The organism is Methylocystis sp. Uni0008, from assembly GCF_056838045.1.
Genome location: NZ_CM166370.1, coordinates 1,109,551 through 1,125,790, shown reverse-complemented (window position 1 = coordinate 1,125,790; position 16,240 = coordinate 1,109,551). Strand labels below are relative to the sequence as shown.

Sequence of the window (16,240 nt, the reverse complement as noted above, 5' to 3'; positions counted from 1 at the left end):
ATCCAAGAAGCCGGCTTGCGTGCAGGACTACGCCGCGCGCTGCGGCGCGACCGGCGGGCTGGAGAGCTGCGGCTCCCAATAGTTGCCCTTGTCGAACATGTGCCGCGCCTGCGCATATTGGAACATGATGCGCGCGACGATGGTGATGGTCTCGGGCTTGCGCACCGCAGCGCCCCAGACCCGGTTCCACATGCGGCCTTCCGCTTCGCCCATCTTGCGCACGTCCATGCCGACCTGCATCGCCTGCTGTTCGACTTCGCGCAGCGATTTGGCGTCGAAGGGCTCGGGCGCCGGGCCCCTGCGCGTGCGGCCGAAGGTCCGGATCATGTTCAGCATGCGCTCGCCGAAGGCGGCCGGCGCGTAGAGCGCGTTGCAGAGGTTCTGCATGCCGTCATGCAGCTCCTCCATGCTCATCGTCTGGCATTGGATGTTGGAGCTCCACGGCACCGCCTGGGTCTCCACGCCGCCAGTGATCAGCCGGCCTTCGCGGGCGATGCGGTCGAAGAGCGGCGTCGCTTCCGACGCCATCAGCGCGCCGAGGCTGAAGATCGGGATCGGCGTCGCCATGGCGAAATCATACTGCTGAGCGAAGACCCCCGGACCGTCATGGTCGAAGCCGACGATCATGCCGCCCATCACCGACATGCCCTTGTCGACGAGCTTCTGGATTTCGTCGACGAGGCTGATCTTCAAATTCTGCCGCTTGCCGGTCTCGCGCAGGCTTTCGATGTTCGGCGTCTCGATGCCGACGAAGACCTGAGTGAGGCCCGCCGCGACGCACATGTCGAGCAGCTCCTCGTCGCGCGTCGCGTCGATCGAGATCTGCGTGACGAACTCCATCGGACGATCGCGGCGCCAATGCGCCATCGCCGCCAGCAGCTCCTTGCAGTGCGCGCGATAGGCGGTGAAATTGTCGTCGGCGAGGAAAGCCGTGCGATAGCCGGCGTTCCACAGCGCGTCGATCTCGGCGATGACATTGGCGATTGGCTTGTGACGCTGCTTGCGTCCGAGATACTGAATGACGTCGCAGAATTCGCATTCGAACGGACAGCCGCGCGAGGTCTGCACGGCGCCGAGAATCGCGCGGTCATTGCGATAGAGATCCCAGCGCGGCAGCGGCGAGGAGGCGAGCGACGGCTTGTCGCCGACATAGCTGTCCTTCGGCTTGCCGGCGCGAAGATCGGAGAAGAGATCGGCGGCAATTTCCTCGATCTCGCCGCTCACGAGCACGTCGCAGTGATCGCGCAGCCGCGCCGGGGAGAGGCTCGCATAGGGGCCGCCGATGATGACCTTCTTGCCTCGGCGGCGAAACTCGTCGGCGATGGCGATCATGCGGCCGCGCTGGCTGACCTTGCCGGTGATGGCGATCCAGTCCGCGCTGTGATTGAAATTCACCGGTTCGATCTGCTCTTCGCAGAGCTCCAATTCGAAGTCGCTCGGCGCAAGCGCCGCCACGGTGGCCGTGGCGAGGTCCGCCATCATCACGCCGCCCGGCGCGCCTGACGCCGCCAGCGCCTCGCCGCCGAAATAGGTTGGAAAATCGCCGGCAGGATTGATGAGATACATCGAAACCGTCATGCAAAACCCCTCATGCGCTTCAAGCGCGCACGGTAGTTGATCTTTGCAATCGCGACAAGAAAACTTGTCATCGTTCCAGGTTGCGCGACCGGCGCGCGGGCCAACAAAAAAGCGGCCCGCCGGGGCCGCTTCCTTGTTTTCCGCGTAAGAATAGACGCTTAGAGATGAGCGACGACGGCAAGCCGGCGAATCTCGCCGTTCTTGTAGGCGCGCAGGAAGGCCTGATAGTCGCGGAACGACACGCAGCCGTTCGAATCGCCTCGCGGTCCGAGCATGAAGGTGTGGGCGAGAAGTCCGGCGCGGCCGAAGATCGCGCCTTCGCCGCCGACCGGCGTGAGGCGCAGCGCCTCGACGCCATGGAACAGCGCCTCGCGCGGCGTGAGTTCGTATAGGTGCGGCGGCGTCGCGCCGCGCATGCGCAGATGGACGAAGCGCGGATCGTCGAGATGTTCGCGCAGGCCGGAATGCGCCTCGAGCTTTGTGCCGTTCGGCAGATAGACCGTGTGCGCGGAGATGTCATAGATCGCGGTCTGGCGATCGTAGCGCGACGCGGGTCCGACCGCCGCCCCGGCGGCGCCGCCGAGAATGCCGGATTTGAGATCCGAAAGCGTGCCGCCGTCCGGAGCCGCATAGGCGAGCGCCTGTCCGCGCGGCTGCTGCTGCTGTCGCGCCTCCTGCGCGGCGTCGCCGAGGCCGAAGAATTTCTCGAAGATCGAGCGGTCGTCGGACGGCGACGCCGGCACGACGGTGGTGCGGGCCATGCGGCGCAGCGAGCCTTCATAGAGGCCGCGATTGGCGACGGTGAGTTCGACCGGCCGGCGGGGCGGCAGCGGCGCGCCCTCCGCGCCCTCGACCGCCGAGGCGACCTGCATGTCGTCGAGGTCCTGGCGCTCGGGCACGGTGGCGGACGGCGTGTGGGCCGCGGGCTGAATGCTGGCGTCGAGCGTTCCCCGCGCGGTCGTTTCGGCGAGCGCGAGCGACTGCGGCCGGACGCCGAGGCCGACGATGGCGCCGTAAGGATTCTGCGCGAGCGGCGCGGCAGGCGCCGCGGCGGTCTCTGAGCGCGGCGCCGGGCGCTGCAACAGCGCCCAATATCCCGCGGAAAGGCTCACGGCGAGCGCAACGCCGGCGATCACCAGATGAGATGAGCTTTTGCGAGAATAAATACGCCTATCCAAAGAAACGAAGTCGATTGGCGCACCGATCCCTTGCATCATCCGCCCCTACCTCCGAACTGATCTTCCATCGCAGGCTTCTGATCTTCGCCGACATTTACGCGAGATCGCGTCAAAGTTCGGCGAAAGCCAGAACTGCGCGGAACGCCCACGCATATTCACAACAGAACTAAAGGGCCTTGCTTTGGCTGCTTTGGGGCGAATTCTTGTTCGCCGTTACGGTAAAGGCGAATAGTTAAATCTTTGAAAACGCCGGCTTTCGCGAAGCGTCGCGGCGCCGAGCGGCCAAGTTTGCCGCCGCTTCGCCGCCTGATTTGCCGCCGCGCCGCAGGGCGGCCGGGTTAGGCCCGGGCGACGAAACCTTTGCGCCTTCAAGCCGTTCTATGGGGGCAGGGAGATCTTAAAGATGAACAGCGCAATCGAAGGCAAGGTCGTCGCCATCACCGGCGCGTCGAGCGGCATTGGCGAGGCGACGGCGCGCGATCTCGCCGCCCATGGCGCCGCCGTCGCGCTCGGCGCGCGCAGGGTCGAGCGGCTCGAGGCGATCGCCGATGAACTCTCCGCCGGCGGCGCAAAGGCGGTCGCCATCACCCTGGACGTAACGAAGAAGGCCGACGTCGACGCCTTTATCGCCGGCGCGGTTCAGGCCTTCGGCCGGCTCGACGTGCTGATCAACAACGCCGGGGTGATGTCGATCGCGCCCATGTCGGAGCGTCGAACCGACGAATGGGACCGGATGATCGACATCAACAACAAGCGCCTGCTCTATGGCGTCGCCGCCGCGCTGCCCGTCTTCGAGAAACAGGGCTCAGGCCATTTCATCAACATCTCTTCGGTGGCCGGCATAAAGGTGTTCAGCCCCGGCGGCACGGTCTACAGCGGCACGAAATTCGCGGTCGCGGCGATTTCGGAAGGGCTGCGCCACGAGGTCGGCGGCAAGATCCGCACGACGACGATCATGCCGGGCGCGGTCGCGACCGAACTCATCGGCGCCGGCACCTCGCACAAGGGCAGTCTGGAGTTCCTGGAGCCGCTCGCCAATCAGGCGATCCCCGCCGAGTCGATCGCCCGCGCGATTCGCTACGCGATCGAACAGCCGGCGGATGTGGATGTGAACCAGATCGTGGTGCGGCCGACCGCGCAGGAGTTTTGAGGGGGAAGCGACCGCCATGCGCGGCCGACCAGCCATTTCAAAAGTGCTTGCTGGCGTGCGTTTACAATTGCCATTAGGTCGGCGCGATACCTGTGACTACGCTTATCCGCGCCGCCAAACTTTGAAATTGCTTGTGCAGTAATGCAAAGCCTTTCGCGAACGCACGAACTTCCGATGCATTCAGATTATAGATCGGCTCGGCGTTCAACCACTTCGAAGGATTGGTATGCGAGGGGCAAAGCGAAAACGTCTTCACAATTGGCGCGTCGTCCTTTGAATAGTCTGGAGACCACATCGGCGTTACGTAGCCATGCGCGACGTCATTCCGACGTTCTGACCATCCCTGATAAGTGACGATGACGTCATGGGCCTCTTGCGCCAGCACCAAGCCCAGCAACGTGCATCCATCCACAGCCTCTGTAAGCTGACGCGCCCTTTCGTTAATTCTGAAAGTTTTGGCATAGCGATCGATGCGCGCATCGTCGCTGACAAGTGACTTGAACAGGATTAGCGAGGCGACTTCTACGCCTTCCCAGTTGGATATGGCGCGTCCGATTGCTTCATAAAGCGGCCTTGCAGCCTTGTTGCCTTCACGACACGGGGCGCATGGCGGACGATCCCAAGCAAAAGCCATTGATTACGTGCGACTCCATTTTGTACTTCGGTCTTTTATCTCTAGAGTACAGCAGTTTCTATCAAGTCGCGTAGAATCCGATAGCTCTTCCAAATGCAGAGTCATTGTCTACCGATTTTCTGGGGAATCGGCTCACATCAACCGGTAATTGAGGGAGAGCCTTCATGGACCGCACAGGCGATTTCAGCTTCATTATTGATTTCAAGAAGGGGGAGGGCAATCCCCGGCGTGTGTTCGACGCTGCAAGTGCATTGATCGACGCCTTTCAGGCATTCGACAAGGCCATCTTGCCGTCCCTTGGAGCCAAGATAGCCCACCTTATTCAGCGATGGGGTAATTTTGGGCTGGCGAGCGTAGCGTAAAATGTTGATTTAGTGTATGGATCGGTTGTCTAAGCCGATCATTCACGCTATCGCATCGACGCCACGCGCGCCATGACCGAAGATACCCCCCTGCCATTTTCGTTTCCAGCCGTTGGCCGCAAGAAGATCACCGCCGCATTCGACGGCGGACGCATCACCTCGGACGCCGGCGTGATGTTGCTGGGGCAAGCCGAACGTCGTCTGGGGCTGGCGGACAAGCTCGCCGCCGTTATTGCCGATCCGCGTAATCCTTTGTTGATCACCCATTCGCTCGCCACCATTTTTCGTGCGCGCATTCTCGCTATCGCTTGCGGTTACGAGGATGCGGACGATCTCGATCATCTACGCAAGGACCCGGCCTTCAAGATCGCCTGCGGGCGCTTGCCCGATACAGGGAACGATTTGTGCTCGCAGCCGACCATGTCGCGTTGGGAGAATGCGCCGACTTTGCGCGAAATCGTGAAGCTTGGCGGCGTGCTGATCGATCTTTATTGCGCCAGCTACGCTGCGCCTCCGAAAGCCGTCACGCTCGATATCGACGACACCTGCGACGTCGTGCATGGACATCAGCAACTGTCGCTGTTCAATGCGCATTACGATGAGCGCTGCTTCCTGCCGATCCATATTTACGACACCGTGACCGGACGCCCTGTCGCCATCATTCTACGTCCGGGAAAGACGCCGACCGGCAAGGAAGTGCGCTGTCATTTGCGCCGGATCGTCCGCCGCATCCGCGCGCATTGGCCGACGACCAAGATCACCATTCGGGGCGACGGCCACTATGGCCGCCGCGAGGTGATGGATTGGTGTGAGGACAATGGCCTCGATTATGTTTTCGGCCTGTCCGGCAATAAGCTTCTCGCCGCCGCCGTCGAAGAAAAGGCCGACGACATCCGCACCCGTCGCGCATTGGAACAGATACTTGTCCTGCGCGGCTACGCGCAAACGAACTACGCCGCCAAATCTTGGCGGGCTGAGCGCCGCGTCTGCGCCCGCATCGAAGCGACGGAAATGGGGCTCGATATTCGCTATGTCGTCACCAGCATTGCAAATGGCTCGCCCGAGCATGTCTACGACGCGCTCTATTGCGCGCGCGGCCAGATGGAAAATCTGATCAAATTGCACAAGAGCCAGCTGGCGTCGGATCGCACCTCCTGTCGGGCGCCGCTCGCCAATCAGATGCGGCTCTTCCTGCATACAGCCGCCTATTGGCTGATGCTCGAACTGCGCGACGCCATTCCAAAACCCCATCCGCTCGCCGTCGCCGAATTTGCCACCTTGCGCGAGAAGCTGCTCAAGATCGGCGCGCGCATTGTCGAGACCGCAAGCCGCATCAGGCTTGCGCTCGCAAGCGCCTGCCCACAAGCCGAGCTATTCCGACGTCTGGCCAGCGCGTTACAGCCGGCAGGACCGTGAACGACGGGGCAGAGACCGCGTCCGCAAGCCCCAGAGAGCCCGTCCTTTCAACTCCAACGCGTTCCAAAAGTGTAGAAATTACTCAGCGATCAACCGCAAAGCGGACGCGCGTCCGCGATCATACCGCGGAAAAAACTCGGGAAAGACCGTCGGCTGGCTGAATAGGACGGGATAGAAACCACCATTGTCCTAGAGGAGGTAGAGTCTGGGTCGATGAAGGCCGTATTTCGCACCTTCCTAAAAAAGGTTGACGATGAAGCGCTGCGGTCGGGAGACATCAAGAAGGTGATCGGGACTTTTCTTATTGACGCCAAATACGCGATGCTGGGATACCTCGACGACGAACAGCGAGCCAAGGAAAACATTGCGGCCCTAAGCGGCGAATTACAGGCTCTTGCTCGGCGGACCGACGTCCGCCATCTTCCCGACTATCCCCCCGTACATCAGGGGCGCCTGATCGCCGCGATGGACAAGGTCCAGAAGGCCAAAGCAGAACTCGAAACTGGCGACGAAATGGCAATCGATCTTGGGCCGCGCGAATACAAGGTCGATATTTCACAGACGTGGCTTCCCAGCGAGACGCTGGAGGAAGTGCCTCACGGGCCAATCGAGAAGGAAAACTTCTCAGAGGTGTTCCTGACCATCCGCAAGCCCGATCTGATCAAGAACACAATGTGGCAGTTCTCGCATGGCAAGGCCACCGTCAATGCTTCCATCAAGGACGAGGGCTGGCTGCGCCGGCTACACGATCGCGAGATCGGGATTTACGCGCAGGATGCTCTCCACTGCACAATGCGGACTGTCTACACTTACGACGAGAACGGAGAGCTGATCGACACGAAGTCCGAGATCATCAAGGTCCACGGGATAAAGCCGGCGCATGACAAGCAGGACGATTTCCCCTTTTAGTCAGGCTTTCGCTCCTCGTTACAAATGCTTTCGCTGCAATCACCCTAGTTCGAAGAGCACTGACTCCTTTCTCCTACCCCGATTGACGCTTTCACGTCCCATCCATACCTTGCGCGCAATTCTCGCAGGACCCCCATGCTCCCCGATCTTCCCTATCTCTCCCCGATCCGCTCCTTCCAGGGGCTCATTCTCACCCTGCAGAATTTCTGGGCGGCGCAGGGCTGCGTCATCGTGCAGCCCTATGACATGGAGATGGGGGCGGCGACCTTTCACCCGGCGACGACGCTGCGCGCGCTCGGCCCAAAACCCTGGCGCGCCGCCTATGCGCAGCCCTGCCGGCGCCCGAAGGACGGCCGCTATGGCGAAAACCCTAATCGCCTGCAGCACTATTATCAGTTCCAGGTGATCCTCAAACCCTCGCCGCCGGATCTGCAGGAGCTTTATCTCGCTTCGCTCGCAGCGATCGGGATCGACCCGAAACTCCATGACATCCGCTTCGTCGAGGACGATTGGGAAAGCCCGACGCTCGGCGCCTGGGGCTTGGGCTGGGAATGCTGGTGCGACGGCATGGAGGTCTCGCAGTTCACCTACTTTCAGCAGGTGGCGGGCTTCGAATGCGCGCCGGTCGCCGGCGAACTCACCTATGGGCTGGAGCGTCTCGCCTGCTATCTGCAGGGCGTCGACAGCATCATGGAATTGAATTTCAACGGCCGCGACGGCGACGAGAAAGTCACCTACGCCGACGTCTTCCTGCAGGCCGAGCAGGAATATTCGCGCCATAATTTCGAGGCCGCCGACACGTCAAAACTCTTCGAGGATTTCAAGGACGCCGAATCGGAATGCGAGCGCCTTCTGCATTTCGGCGCGGGCTCCGGCGACGAGAATCATCTCATGGCGCTCCCCGCCTATGACCAATGCATCAAGGCGAGCCACGCCTTCAATCTCCTGGACGCGCGCGGCGTGATCTCGGTGACCGAGCGCCAGAGCTATATTCTGCGCGTGCGCGAACTCGCGAAGGCCTGCGGCGCGGCCTGGCTGCGCACGGCGGGCGGCGGCGCCAACGGATAGCGCCCGCGTCGGCCTTGCCGAAAGCTTTGGCTTGGCTCACAGTCCTCCAGCGCGGGCGACCGCGTTTAACTGGGGGATATTTCATGACTATTGGCTCTTCATTCAGCGTTGGCAAAAGAATGCGCCTCGTCGGCGCGGGCCTCCTCGCCCTCCTGGCGCAGCCTTGCCTGGCTCAGACGGCCGCATGCGTGCACATCAAGGTGGGCGCCGGCTTCGCGGGTCGGATGGGCGTGATGTTGAACGGTCGTCCCGTCGCCGGGTCTGACAAGTTCAATATCGGGCAGACGGGGTGCGTTAAACTTCCGGTCGCCGGGATGACCGACGGCACGCCCTATACGGTCTATTTCTCGGCGGTGTTCGGAAGCCAATATGTGAATTGCACGCCGGAGCCGCCGCCCTATCAGTCGAAAAAGGACGCCAAGCTCACCTATCAGGCCACGGGCGCCGTGCGCACCGTCCACTGCAAGCGATAGGTTCGCGCGCGTTTTGCGAAGTACTGCGGCGGCGCGCCGCAGCCCTTGCGACAATTCGAGGCGGCGCCCACCTCGTAAGAGGTAACAGCGTTTGTCATGCGCGTTGGCGCACATCTTCCAAGATCGAAGCCATGCATAACAGTGCGTGAGACGGGCAACCGTCTTGCGCCGTTGGCGAGTAGCGGCGCGTGCGCGCCCGTCCTGTCTTTTGCCAGGAACCCAAAAGATGCGGATGGGCGCGCGCTTGTTGACTATGTGCCTGTTTCGTTCTAGTCATGTTCCGTGTTCGTCTTCGGATTGGCGGATCGTGTCATGTATCAACCTCGTTGCCCATCTTTCAGCGTCTCCAGAGTCATTGGCGAAACCGCGCCGCGCGGCGAAGCGCTTCAGTCGCTCGCCGCGACGGATTCGCTGCGCAGCCGTTTCTTTTCCTGGCGGGGCGCTTCCGGCCGCCGCTATGTCTGCTCGGTGTTTCAGTCGGGCGAGGAATCCTTCATCGCCGACGTGACGAATGGCGTCGTCATCGGCGTCGCGCGGGAGGGCGCGGCGTCGCGGCCGGTCTGCGTGTTTCTCGCGCAGGAGCGCATGGGAGATCACGCTGCATTTGGGCGGAATCGCCCAAATGCAGATGAATTGATCGATTCCAGAAGTTTAGAGCGCGCTCGATGCGACCGCCGCGCGCTGCGCAAAATGGCGCAGGAGCTCGGCGTCGCCGAATGGCATGTGCATTTTTGCGCCGACGCCGCGACGCTGCGCGATCTTTCCGCGTCGCTGCTCAACTGATCCGGCGGACCACCGTCAGTGGCGTAGCGTTGCGTCGCGCGCGTATAGGCGCGAACTGTTGCGTAAACGCGTCGCGTCAAAGCGGCGTCGGCTCGTCGCCGGCGCCGCCGGCCGCGGGTCCGGCTCGGCACGAATCATGATCGAGGCGGCGCACGACCTCGGCGAGCTCGGCGTCATGGATGTCGAGCCGCAGCAGATGTTCGTAGGTGTTGCGCACATAGGCGGGATTGTCGCCGTTCAGCCCCACGCCTTCGGCGATCAGACGAATCATATCGTCTTCCGGCAGTCGTCCGGCGTATTGGATATGCGTGCGGTCGACGACATAAGCGATGGCCCTCGCGCAGCCGCCGTCGGCGAATCGCACGCCGAGCGTCTTTTCTAGGTAGACGGACGTGACGAGTTCGCGTTCGCGCAGATAGCCGATCGTCTTGTCGCGGTCGCGCGCCGCGACCTTGAAGGCGACGCCCTGGCAGGAGCCGCCGCGATCCAATCCCAGCACCAGTCCTGGCCGCTCCGGCGTGCCGCGATGCACATGCGAGAAGATGCACAGCGCGCGGTGGTAGCCATGCACCCAGGCGAGCGCGCTGTCGATGAAGTCGAAGCCCGGCCGCCACATCAGCGACCCGTAGCCGAACACCCAGAAATCTTCGTCCTGCGGACTGGCTGAACCCATGCTTCGCCTTGGGGCCTCGCGTTCTCTTAAGAGCGGCCGAATCGCAGCGCCCAATTTTTCTCTATCGACCTCGTCCTTCGAGACGCGCCTTTCGGCGCTCCTCAGGATGAGGTCGAGGCAAGCGGTCGTTTCTCATCCTTCGCGCCGCAAGGGGTTTCCTCATCCTGAGGAGCCTGCGGAGCAGGCGTCTCGAAGGACGAGGAAACATTCGCCCTGCGTTCGTATGAATGAGCCGCGCGTCTATTGTTTCCGCCGCATTTCTGCGATGCAATCAAAAATCGTGATTCGCAGCCGAGCAGCTTAAAGGACCTACGGCGAAGCACGCGTTAGGGAGCCGTCTTCCCACAACATATCGCGTCGGTTTTCTTGCTTTCCCCTGCACTTTGTGGCGGTCTTCTGAGCATGAAATTCGAGCGCCTGCGCCTTTTGGGCTTCAAAAGCTTCTGCGAGCCGACCGATTTCCTCATCGAGCCGGGCCTGACCGGCGTCGTCGGCCCCAATGGCTGCGGCAAGTCGAATCTCGTCGAGGCCCTGCGCTGGGTGATGGGCGAGAACTCCTACAAGAACATGCGCGCGTCCGGCATGGACGACGTGATTTTTTCTGGCGGCGGCTCGCGTCCGGCGCGCAACCTCGCCGAAGTCGGGCTTGTCCTCGACAATTCCGCGCGCACCGCGCCGGCGGCCTTCAACGATGCCGACGCGATCGAGGTGACGCGCCGAATCGAGCGCGAGCAGGGCTCGACCTATCGCATCAATGGCCGCGAGGTGCGCGCCCGCGACGTGCAGATTCTCTTCGCCGACGCGGCGACCGGCGCGCGTTCGCCCTCGCTCGTGCGTCAGGGCCAGATCGGCGAGATCATTTCGGCGAAGCCGCAGGCGCGCCGCCGCATCCTCGAGGACGCCGCCGGCGTCGCCGGTCTGCATTCGCGCCGGCACGAGGCTGAGCTGCGCCTCAACGCGGCTTCCGAAAATCTCACCCGCCTCGAAGACGTGCTGAAGCAGGTCGACAGCCAGGCCGACAGCCTCAAGCGGCAGGCGCGGCAGGCCACGAAATATCGCGGCCTCGCGGCGCAGATCCGCAAGAATGAGGCGCTGGCGGCGCTCGTCGCCTATCAGCTCGCGGCCGAACAGCTGCAGGCGGCGGCGGAGAAGCTCGACGCCAGCCGCGCCGGCGTCCAGGAGCGCACGCTGGAGCAGGCGGAGGCGGCGAAGTTCCAGGCGATCGCCGCGCATGAGCTGCCCCCCTTGCGCGAGAAAGAGGCTGAGGCCGGCGCCGCGATGCATCGGCTCGTCGTGGCGCGTCAGGCGCTCGAGGCCGACGAGCAGCGCGCCAAGGAGCGAATCGCCGAACTCCAGCGGCACATCGAGCAGTTCAGCCGCGATCTCGAACGCGAGCGCGCGCTGATTCAGGACGCCGCGGAAGTCGCCGAGCGGCTTGAGCATGAGCGCGCCGAGCTGCAGGGCGGCGACGCCGGCGACGCCGAGCGTGAGGCGGAAGCGCAGTCGCGGCTCACCGAGATCGAATCGACCTTGGCGGCGACCGAGGCCGAGCTGTCGAGCGCGCAGGAGCAGCTCGCCGGCGTCAACGCGAAGCGGGCGGCGCTCGAATCGGCGCTGCGCGACGAGAATCAGCGGGTCGGCCGCTTCGAGGCCGAGCTGACCCGCATCGAGACGGAATTCGCGCTGATCGCCGGGCAGGGCGGCGGCGCCGACGAGGTCGAGCGGCTTGCCCAGACCTTCGAACAGGCGGCGCAGGACGCGCGCGGCGCGGAAGAGACCGCGCAGGCGGCCGAAGCCGCCTATCGTCAGGCGCGCGAAGCCGAGACCGCCGCCCGGGCGCCGCTGGAGCAGGCGGCGCTGCGCGCGCAGCGGCTCGAGACGGAGACCCGCACGCTCGAAAGTCTGCTGCAATCGGGCTCCGGCGGCCTTTGGGCGCCGGTGGTCGAGAGCATGACCGTCGAGAAGGGTTACGAGACGGCGCTTGGCGCGGCGCTCGGCGACGATCTCGACGCCTCGGCCGAAGATTCGGCGCCGGCGCATTGGTCCGTGACGCCAAGCGAGGGCGACCCGGCCCTGCCGAACGGCGTGCGCGCGCTCGGCGAGCTTGTCGACGCGCCGCCGGCGCTGCGGCGCCGCCTGGCGCAGATCGGCGTCGTGCTGCGCGCCGAAGGCCAAAGCCTGCGCAAGCTCTTGAAGCCTGGCCAGCGGCTCGTCTCCAAAGAAGGCGATCTGTGGCGCTGGGACGGTTTCACCCAGGCCGCCGAGGCGCCGACCGCCGCCGCGCGCCGCCTCGTTGAGAAGAACCGGCTCGCGGATCTGCGCGTCGAGGCCGCCGCCGCCCGCGAAACCGCAGATGCGCTTAGCGAAGCGCTGAACGCCGCGCGGGAAGCCGCGCGCGAGGCGGCGCAGGCCGACGTCGAGGCGCGCGACGCGCAGCGGCGCGCCCGCGCCCGTCTGGAGGAAGCGCGCGAACGCCATGCGACGGCGGAGCGCCGTCAGGCGCAGATCGCCCAGCGGCTTTCGGCGCTGCAGGAAGCCAAGGCGCAGACGCTCGCCAATCGCGACGAGGCGGCGCAGAAGCGCGCCAGCGTGACGCAGGCGCTCGACGAACTCGAGGAGCCGGCGTTCCTGGCCGGCGCGCTGGAAAATTTGCGCGGCCGCGCCTTGGCCGAACGCGCGCAGGCGGGCGAGGCGCGGGCCGCGCTTGCCGGTTTGCGCCATGAGAGAGCGGCGCGCGCCGCGCGGCTCGCGGCGATCGCGCGTGACGCCTCGTCATGGGCGCAGCGGCGCGACCGCGCGCAGGACCGCATCGGCGAGCTGGAAGAGCGGCTGGCGACGGCGCAGGAGGAGCATGGGCGCTTGAGCGATGCGCCCGACGCCTTCATCGGCCAGCGCCGCGCGCTGATGAACGCTCTGGAAGAGGCGGAGGCCGCGCGCCGCGACGCCTCCGACGCGCGCGCCAGCGCCGAAACGCGTCTCGCGGAGACGGATCGCGCCGCCCGCGCCGCGCTCGAGGCGATGAGCGCCGCGCGCGAAGAAATGGCGCGCAGCGAGGCGCAGCTGGACGCCGCGCGCCAGCGCGTCGCCGACGTCGAGCGCGCCATCGCGCATGACCTCGAATCGACGCCGCAGGCGTTGGCTCAACTCGCCGAGGTCAGAGACGGCGACGATCTGCCGGAGATCGCCGAGATCGAGCGTCGGCTCGAAAATCTGCGCGCCGATCGCGAACGACTCGGCGCGGTCAATCTGCGCGCCGAGGACGAACTCACCGACGTCGAGGCGCAGCGCGAAAAGATGATCGCCGAGCGCGACGATCTCTCGGAGGCGATCAAGAAATTGCGCGCCGCGATCGCCAGCCTCAACAAGGAAGGCCGCGAGCGGATGATCGCCGCCTTCGACAAGGTCAATGAACATTTCAAGGAGCTGTTCACGCTGCTCTTCGACGGCGGCGCGGCCGAACTGCAGCTCGTCGAAAGCGACGATCCGCTCGAAGCCGGCCTCGACATTCTCGCCCGTCCGCCCGGCAAGAAGCCGACGACGATGACGCTGCTCTCGGGCGGCGAGCAGGCGCTGACCGCGATGTCGCTCATCTTCGCCGTCTTCCTCACCAATCCGTCGCCGATCTGCGTGCTCGACGAGGTCGACGCGCCGCTCGACGACAGCAATGTCGAGCGCTTCTGCGATCTTTTGGACGAGATGCGCAAGAAGACCGACACGCGCTTCGTCACCATCACCCATAATCCGATCACCATGGCGCGCATGGACCGGCTGTTCGGCGTGACGCAGGCCGAGCGCGGGATTTCGCAGCTTGTCTCCGTCGATCTCGAACAGGCGGAGAAATTCGCGCTGGCGAGTTAATTGTGCTTGTCGCTTGAGCGGCGCGCAATGGCGGCTATCAACCGTCAACCCGCCTGTGTCGCCTCGCTTGATTGATGCAGTTGTGAACGCCTTCACTCGGCTGGAGAGGTCATGGGCCAGGCTTTCAACTGAAGCATTAGCCTCGGCGACTTGGCTTGATTGGACCGTCTGCTCAGTGGAAGACTCGTGGGCGACTATCTAGGCGGATCGTAAAAGACGCCGCCGCCGCTGTGCCCTGACGACGCGCCTCCAGAGGGTCTGCGATAGGCGCCCATCGACTGATACCGCGTGACGGGCATTTGCACCGGACCGTATCTGTGGCCCAGCTGCTGCTGCCGGTAAGCGTGATAGCGCATCCAGTTCGCTTGATAGGGGGAAACACGCGGCCCGGCATAGCGATACTGATAGTAGGAACCCGGCGTGTGGTAACCGGGCGCATGCGCGGAGCGCGGCCGGTTGCCGGAAAGGTAGCTTGGAACTCCTACGCCGAGCCCCGTAAATACCTGAGCCTGCGTCCTTGGGTGCGACCACCACGACCAAACGCGCCGTCCGACTGTCGGAGCGCATCTATACACCCACCGTCCCGCCACCCAGATGGCGCGGCACGCCCCCGCTTGCCATTGAGCATGCGCCACCGTTGGGCCCGCCAATACGGCGATTGGCCGCGGGAGATTGTCAATCGGCGCCGCCAATAAGCTTGCGCCCATAATAGTGCTGGTTATCAGCCGCCTTGGCCTCGTCAGCATTCTGCTTCCCCCTAAGCCCGCCGAACGCCGCGACTCAGCTTAGCCTTGCCTTAGTAAAAATCAACTTGTTTCCCGACGCCCAGCGTTTTGTTGTGCAGCGCATGAAGTAAATAGAAATTTATAGAAAATAAGTAGGTTCAACGGATATTCGTATTGTTCGCCATCTTATCTGGATTCCGGATCCGAACCTGGCGACGTTAGGACGACCTGTCTTTACCTTCTCCGATCCCTCTGCCCAACTCCCAGCCTTAGCAATGCTACAGCTATGAGAAATGCCTCTAAATATCTCCAATAAATGCGCTTAGCCTTCGGTTTTTTGGCGCTTGAAAGCGCGATTGGACGAAACTCAAATGACCAGAAGCGAATTCGTTCTGCGTTCGGCGATCTTCATCGCGCTCGCCCTCACGCCCTTTCTCGTCTACTTGCTCTTCAACGTCATCGTGCTTACTACGGGCGCGGTGCTCGTCGCGACGCTCATTCATCTCGTCGCGACGCCGTTCCTAAAGCTGCGATTGCCGCGCGGCGTGGCGCTCGCGCTGTCGGGCCTGCTGATCGCGTCGGTCATCGGTGGAACCTTCTATCTCTTCGGCCGCACAATGGCGGCGGAGTTTCACGAGGTGCTGCGCCGGGCCGAAGACACGGCGGACGCCATCTCGCTTGCCATCAGCCGGTCCGGACTCTCCGACTACCTGCCGAAATCGTTCAGCGAGAATGTTTCGCTGTCGGATCTCGTCGGACGTTCATTCACCATCAGCGTCGAAGCCGTCCTCGGCGGCCTCGTCGCCTTCTTCGCCGGCGTCTTCCTGGCGAGCGAGCCGAAGCTCTACAGCGAAGGATTCACGCTGCTGTTCGCGCCGCGCTGGCGAAATAGAGCGCGCGAAACGCTCGGCCATGTCTCCACCGCCCTGCGCCGGTGGCTGCTCGGTCAGATGATCGAAATGGTGACGGTGGGCGTCATGGCCGGCGTCGCCGTGTGGCTCATCGGCCTGCCGTCGCCCTTCGCGCTCGGCGCGATATCGGGGCTGTCGGAGTTCATTCCCTACATCGGGCCGATATTGGCGATCTTTCCTTCCGTCGCGGTCGCTGCGACGGTCGGACCCTACGCCATGCTTTGGACGATCCTCGCCTATCTCGCCATTCATCAGCTCGACGGCAACATGATCATGCCGCTCATTCAGCGGCAATTGGTGCGCGTGCCGCCGGCGCTCATGCTGATTTCGATTGCGCTGTTCGGCACGCTGTTCGGCCTCGGCGCAACGATCTTCGCCGCGCCTTTAACGGTCATCATCTATGTCGCGGTGATCAAACTCTATCTGCGCGATACGCTGGGCGAGCCGACGCCGCTGCCGGGAGAGAAGGCGCATCCAAAAAGCCTGCCCGGCGCTCCATAAGTTTGAGTCTGTGGTAGGATG

The 16,240-nt window shown here is 63.6% G+C and carries 13 protein-coding genes; 9 read left to right on the top strand and 4 right to left on the bottom strand.

Going from position 1 to position 16,240, the window contains the following annotated elements; genetic code table 11:
* Positions 1-27: 27 nt before the first annotated feature.
* Both AC0X69_RS05555 and AC0X69_RS05550 read right to left on the bottom strand, forming a co-directional pair.
* Positions 28-1,578, bottom strand: coding sequence for a B12-binding domain-containing radical SAM protein (locus AC0X69_RS05555; protein WP_482612082.1), 1,551 nt, complete (start codon positions 1,576-1,578; stop codon positions 28-30).
* A 158-nt stretch (positions 1,579-1,736) separates the two neighbouring features.
* Entirely contained in the window at positions 1,737-2,795 is a 1,059-nt protein-coding gene (locus AC0X69_RS05550) for a DUF2778 domain-containing protein (RefSeq protein ID WP_482612080.1), read from the bottom strand.
* Positions 2,796-3,159: 364 nt separating this feature from the next.
* On the opposite strand from AC0X69_RS05550, the gene AC0X69_RS05545 reads away from it, so the two are divergent.
* On the top strand, positions 3,160-3,906 hold the full coding sequence (locus AC0X69_RS05545) for an SDR family oxidoreductase (protein ID WP_482612078.1): 747 nt from the start codon (positions 3,160-3,162) through the stop codon (positions 3,904-3,906).
* 73 nt (positions 3,907-3,979) lie between these two features.
* Here AC0X69_RS05545 and AC0X69_RS05540 read toward each other — a convergent pair whose 3' ends face one another.
* Positions 3,980-4,540, bottom strand: a complete 561-nt coding sequence (locus AC0X69_RS05540) for a hypothetical protein (protein ID WP_482612076.1) — start codon at positions 4,538-4,540, stop codon at positions 3,980-3,982.
* Between the two features lie 164 nt (positions 4,541-4,704).
* Here AC0X69_RS05540 and AC0X69_RS05535 point away from each other — a divergent pair, with 164 nt between their 5' ends.
* The 6 genes from AC0X69_RS05535 to AC0X69_RS05510 all read left to right on the top strand — a co-directional run bounded on the left by AC0X69_RS05535 (position 4,705) and on the right by AC0X69_RS05510 (position 9,551).
* Entirely contained in the window at positions 4,705-4,902 is a 198-nt protein-coding gene (locus AC0X69_RS05535; protein WP_482612074.1) for a hypothetical protein, read from the top strand.
* Positions 4,903-4,974: 72 nt separating this feature from the next.
* Positions 4,975-6,318 (top strand): IS1380 family transposase, encoded by a 1,344-nt coding sequence (locus AC0X69_RS05530; protein WP_482608467.1) that lies wholly within the window; start codon positions 4,975-4,977, stop codon positions 6,316-6,318.
* A 213-nt stretch (positions 6,319-6,531) separates the two neighbouring features.
* Positions 6,532-7,227 carry an LAPAL motif-containing putative phage structural protein gene (locus AC0X69_RS05525; protein WP_482612073.1) on the top strand — a complete coding sequence of 232 codons (696 nt, stop codon included), beginning with the start codon at positions 6,532-6,534 and terminating at the stop codon, positions 7,225-7,227.
* 135 nt (positions 7,228-7,362) lie between these two features.
* Positions 7,363-8,295, top strand: a complete 933-nt coding sequence (locus AC0X69_RS05520; RefSeq protein ID WP_482612071.1) for a glycine--tRNA ligase subunit alpha — start codon at positions 7,363-7,365, stop codon at positions 8,293-8,295.
* Positions 8,296-8,378: 83 nt separating this feature from the next.
* Entirely contained in the window at positions 8,379-8,768 is a 390-nt protein-coding gene (locus AC0X69_RS05515; protein WP_482612069.1) for a hypothetical protein, read from the top strand.
* Between the two features lie 312 nt (positions 8,769-9,080).
* Positions 9,081-9,551 carry a hypothetical protein gene (locus AC0X69_RS05510; protein ID WP_482612067.1) on the top strand — a complete coding sequence of 157 codons (471 nt, stop codon included), beginning with the start codon at positions 9,081-9,083 and terminating at the stop codon, positions 9,549-9,551.
* A 76-nt stretch (positions 9,552-9,627) separates the two neighbouring features.
* On the opposite strand, the gene AC0X69_RS05505 is transcribed toward AC0X69_RS05510, so the two are convergent.
* A complete protein-coding gene (locus tag AC0X69_RS05505; RefSeq protein ID WP_482612065.1) occupies positions 9,628-10,224 on the bottom strand; it encodes a gamma-glutamylcyclotransferase in 597 nt (198 codons plus the stop codon).
* A gap of 402 nt (positions 10,225-10,626) precedes the next feature.
* On the opposite strand from AC0X69_RS05505, the gene smc reads away from it, so the two are divergent.
* Both smc and AC0X69_RS05495 read left to right on the top strand, forming a co-directional pair.
* Entirely contained in the window at positions 10,627-14,082 is a 3,456-nt protein-coding gene (smc, locus tag AC0X69_RS05500; protein WP_482612063.1) for a chromosome segregation protein SMC, read from the top strand.
* A gap of 1,096 nt (positions 14,083-15,178) precedes the next feature.
* Positions 15,179-16,219: an AI-2E family transporter gene (locus AC0X69_RS05495; RefSeq protein WP_482612061.1), complete on the top strand. Its 1,041-nt coding sequence runs from the start codon at positions 15,179-15,181 to the stop codon at positions 16,217-16,219.
* Positions 16,220-16,240 lie beyond the last annotated feature (21 nt).

Coding starts and splice junctions, on each gene's coding strand:
- AC0X69_RS05555 (WP_482612082.1), bottom strand. CDS start 1,578: ATGACGGTTTCGATGTATCTCATCAATCCTGCCGGCGATTTTCCAACC.
- AC0X69_RS05550 (WP_482612080.1), bottom strand. CDS start 2,795: ATGATGCAAGGGATCGGTGCGCCAATCGACTTCGTTTCTTTGGATAGG.
- AC0X69_RS05545 (WP_482612078.1), top strand. CDS start 3,160: ATGAACAGCGCAATCGAAGGCAAGGTCGTCGCCATCACCGGCGCGTCG.
- AC0X69_RS05540 (WP_482612076.1), bottom strand. CDS start 4,540: ATGGCTTTTGCTTGGGATCGTCCGCCATGCGCCCCGTGTCGTGAAGGC.
- AC0X69_RS05535 (WP_482612074.1), top strand. CDS start 4,705: ATGGACCGCACAGGCGATTTCAGCTTCATTATTGATTTCAAGAAGGGG.
- AC0X69_RS05530 (WP_482608467.1), top strand. CDS start 4,975: ATGACCGAAGATACCCCCCTGCCATTTTCGTTTCCAGCCGTTGGCCGC.
- AC0X69_RS05525 (WP_482612073.1), top strand. CDS start 6,532: ATGAAGGCCGTATTTCGCACCTTCCTAAAAAAGGTTGACGATGAAGCG.
- AC0X69_RS05520 (WP_482612071.1), top strand. CDS start 7,363: ATGCTCCCCGATCTTCCCTATCTCTCCCCGATCCGCTCCTTCCAGGGG.
- AC0X69_RS05515 (WP_482612069.1), top strand. CDS start 8,379: ATGACTATTGGCTCTTCATTCAGCGTTGGCAAAAGAATGCGCCTCGTC.
- AC0X69_RS05510 (WP_482612067.1), top strand. CDS start 9,081: ATGTATCAACCTCGTTGCCCATCTTTCAGCGTCTCCAGAGTCATTGGC.
- AC0X69_RS05505 (WP_482612065.1), bottom strand. CDS start 10,224: ATGGGTTCAGCCAGTCCGCAGGACGAAGATTTCTGGGTGTTCGGCTAC.
- smc (WP_482612063.1), top strand. CDS start 10,627: ATGAAATTCGAGCGCCTGCGCCTTTTGGGCTTCAAAAGCTTCTGCGAG.
- AC0X69_RS05495 (WP_482612061.1), top strand. CDS start 15,179: ATGACCAGAAGCGAATTCGTTCTGCGTTCGGCGATCTTCATCGCGCTC.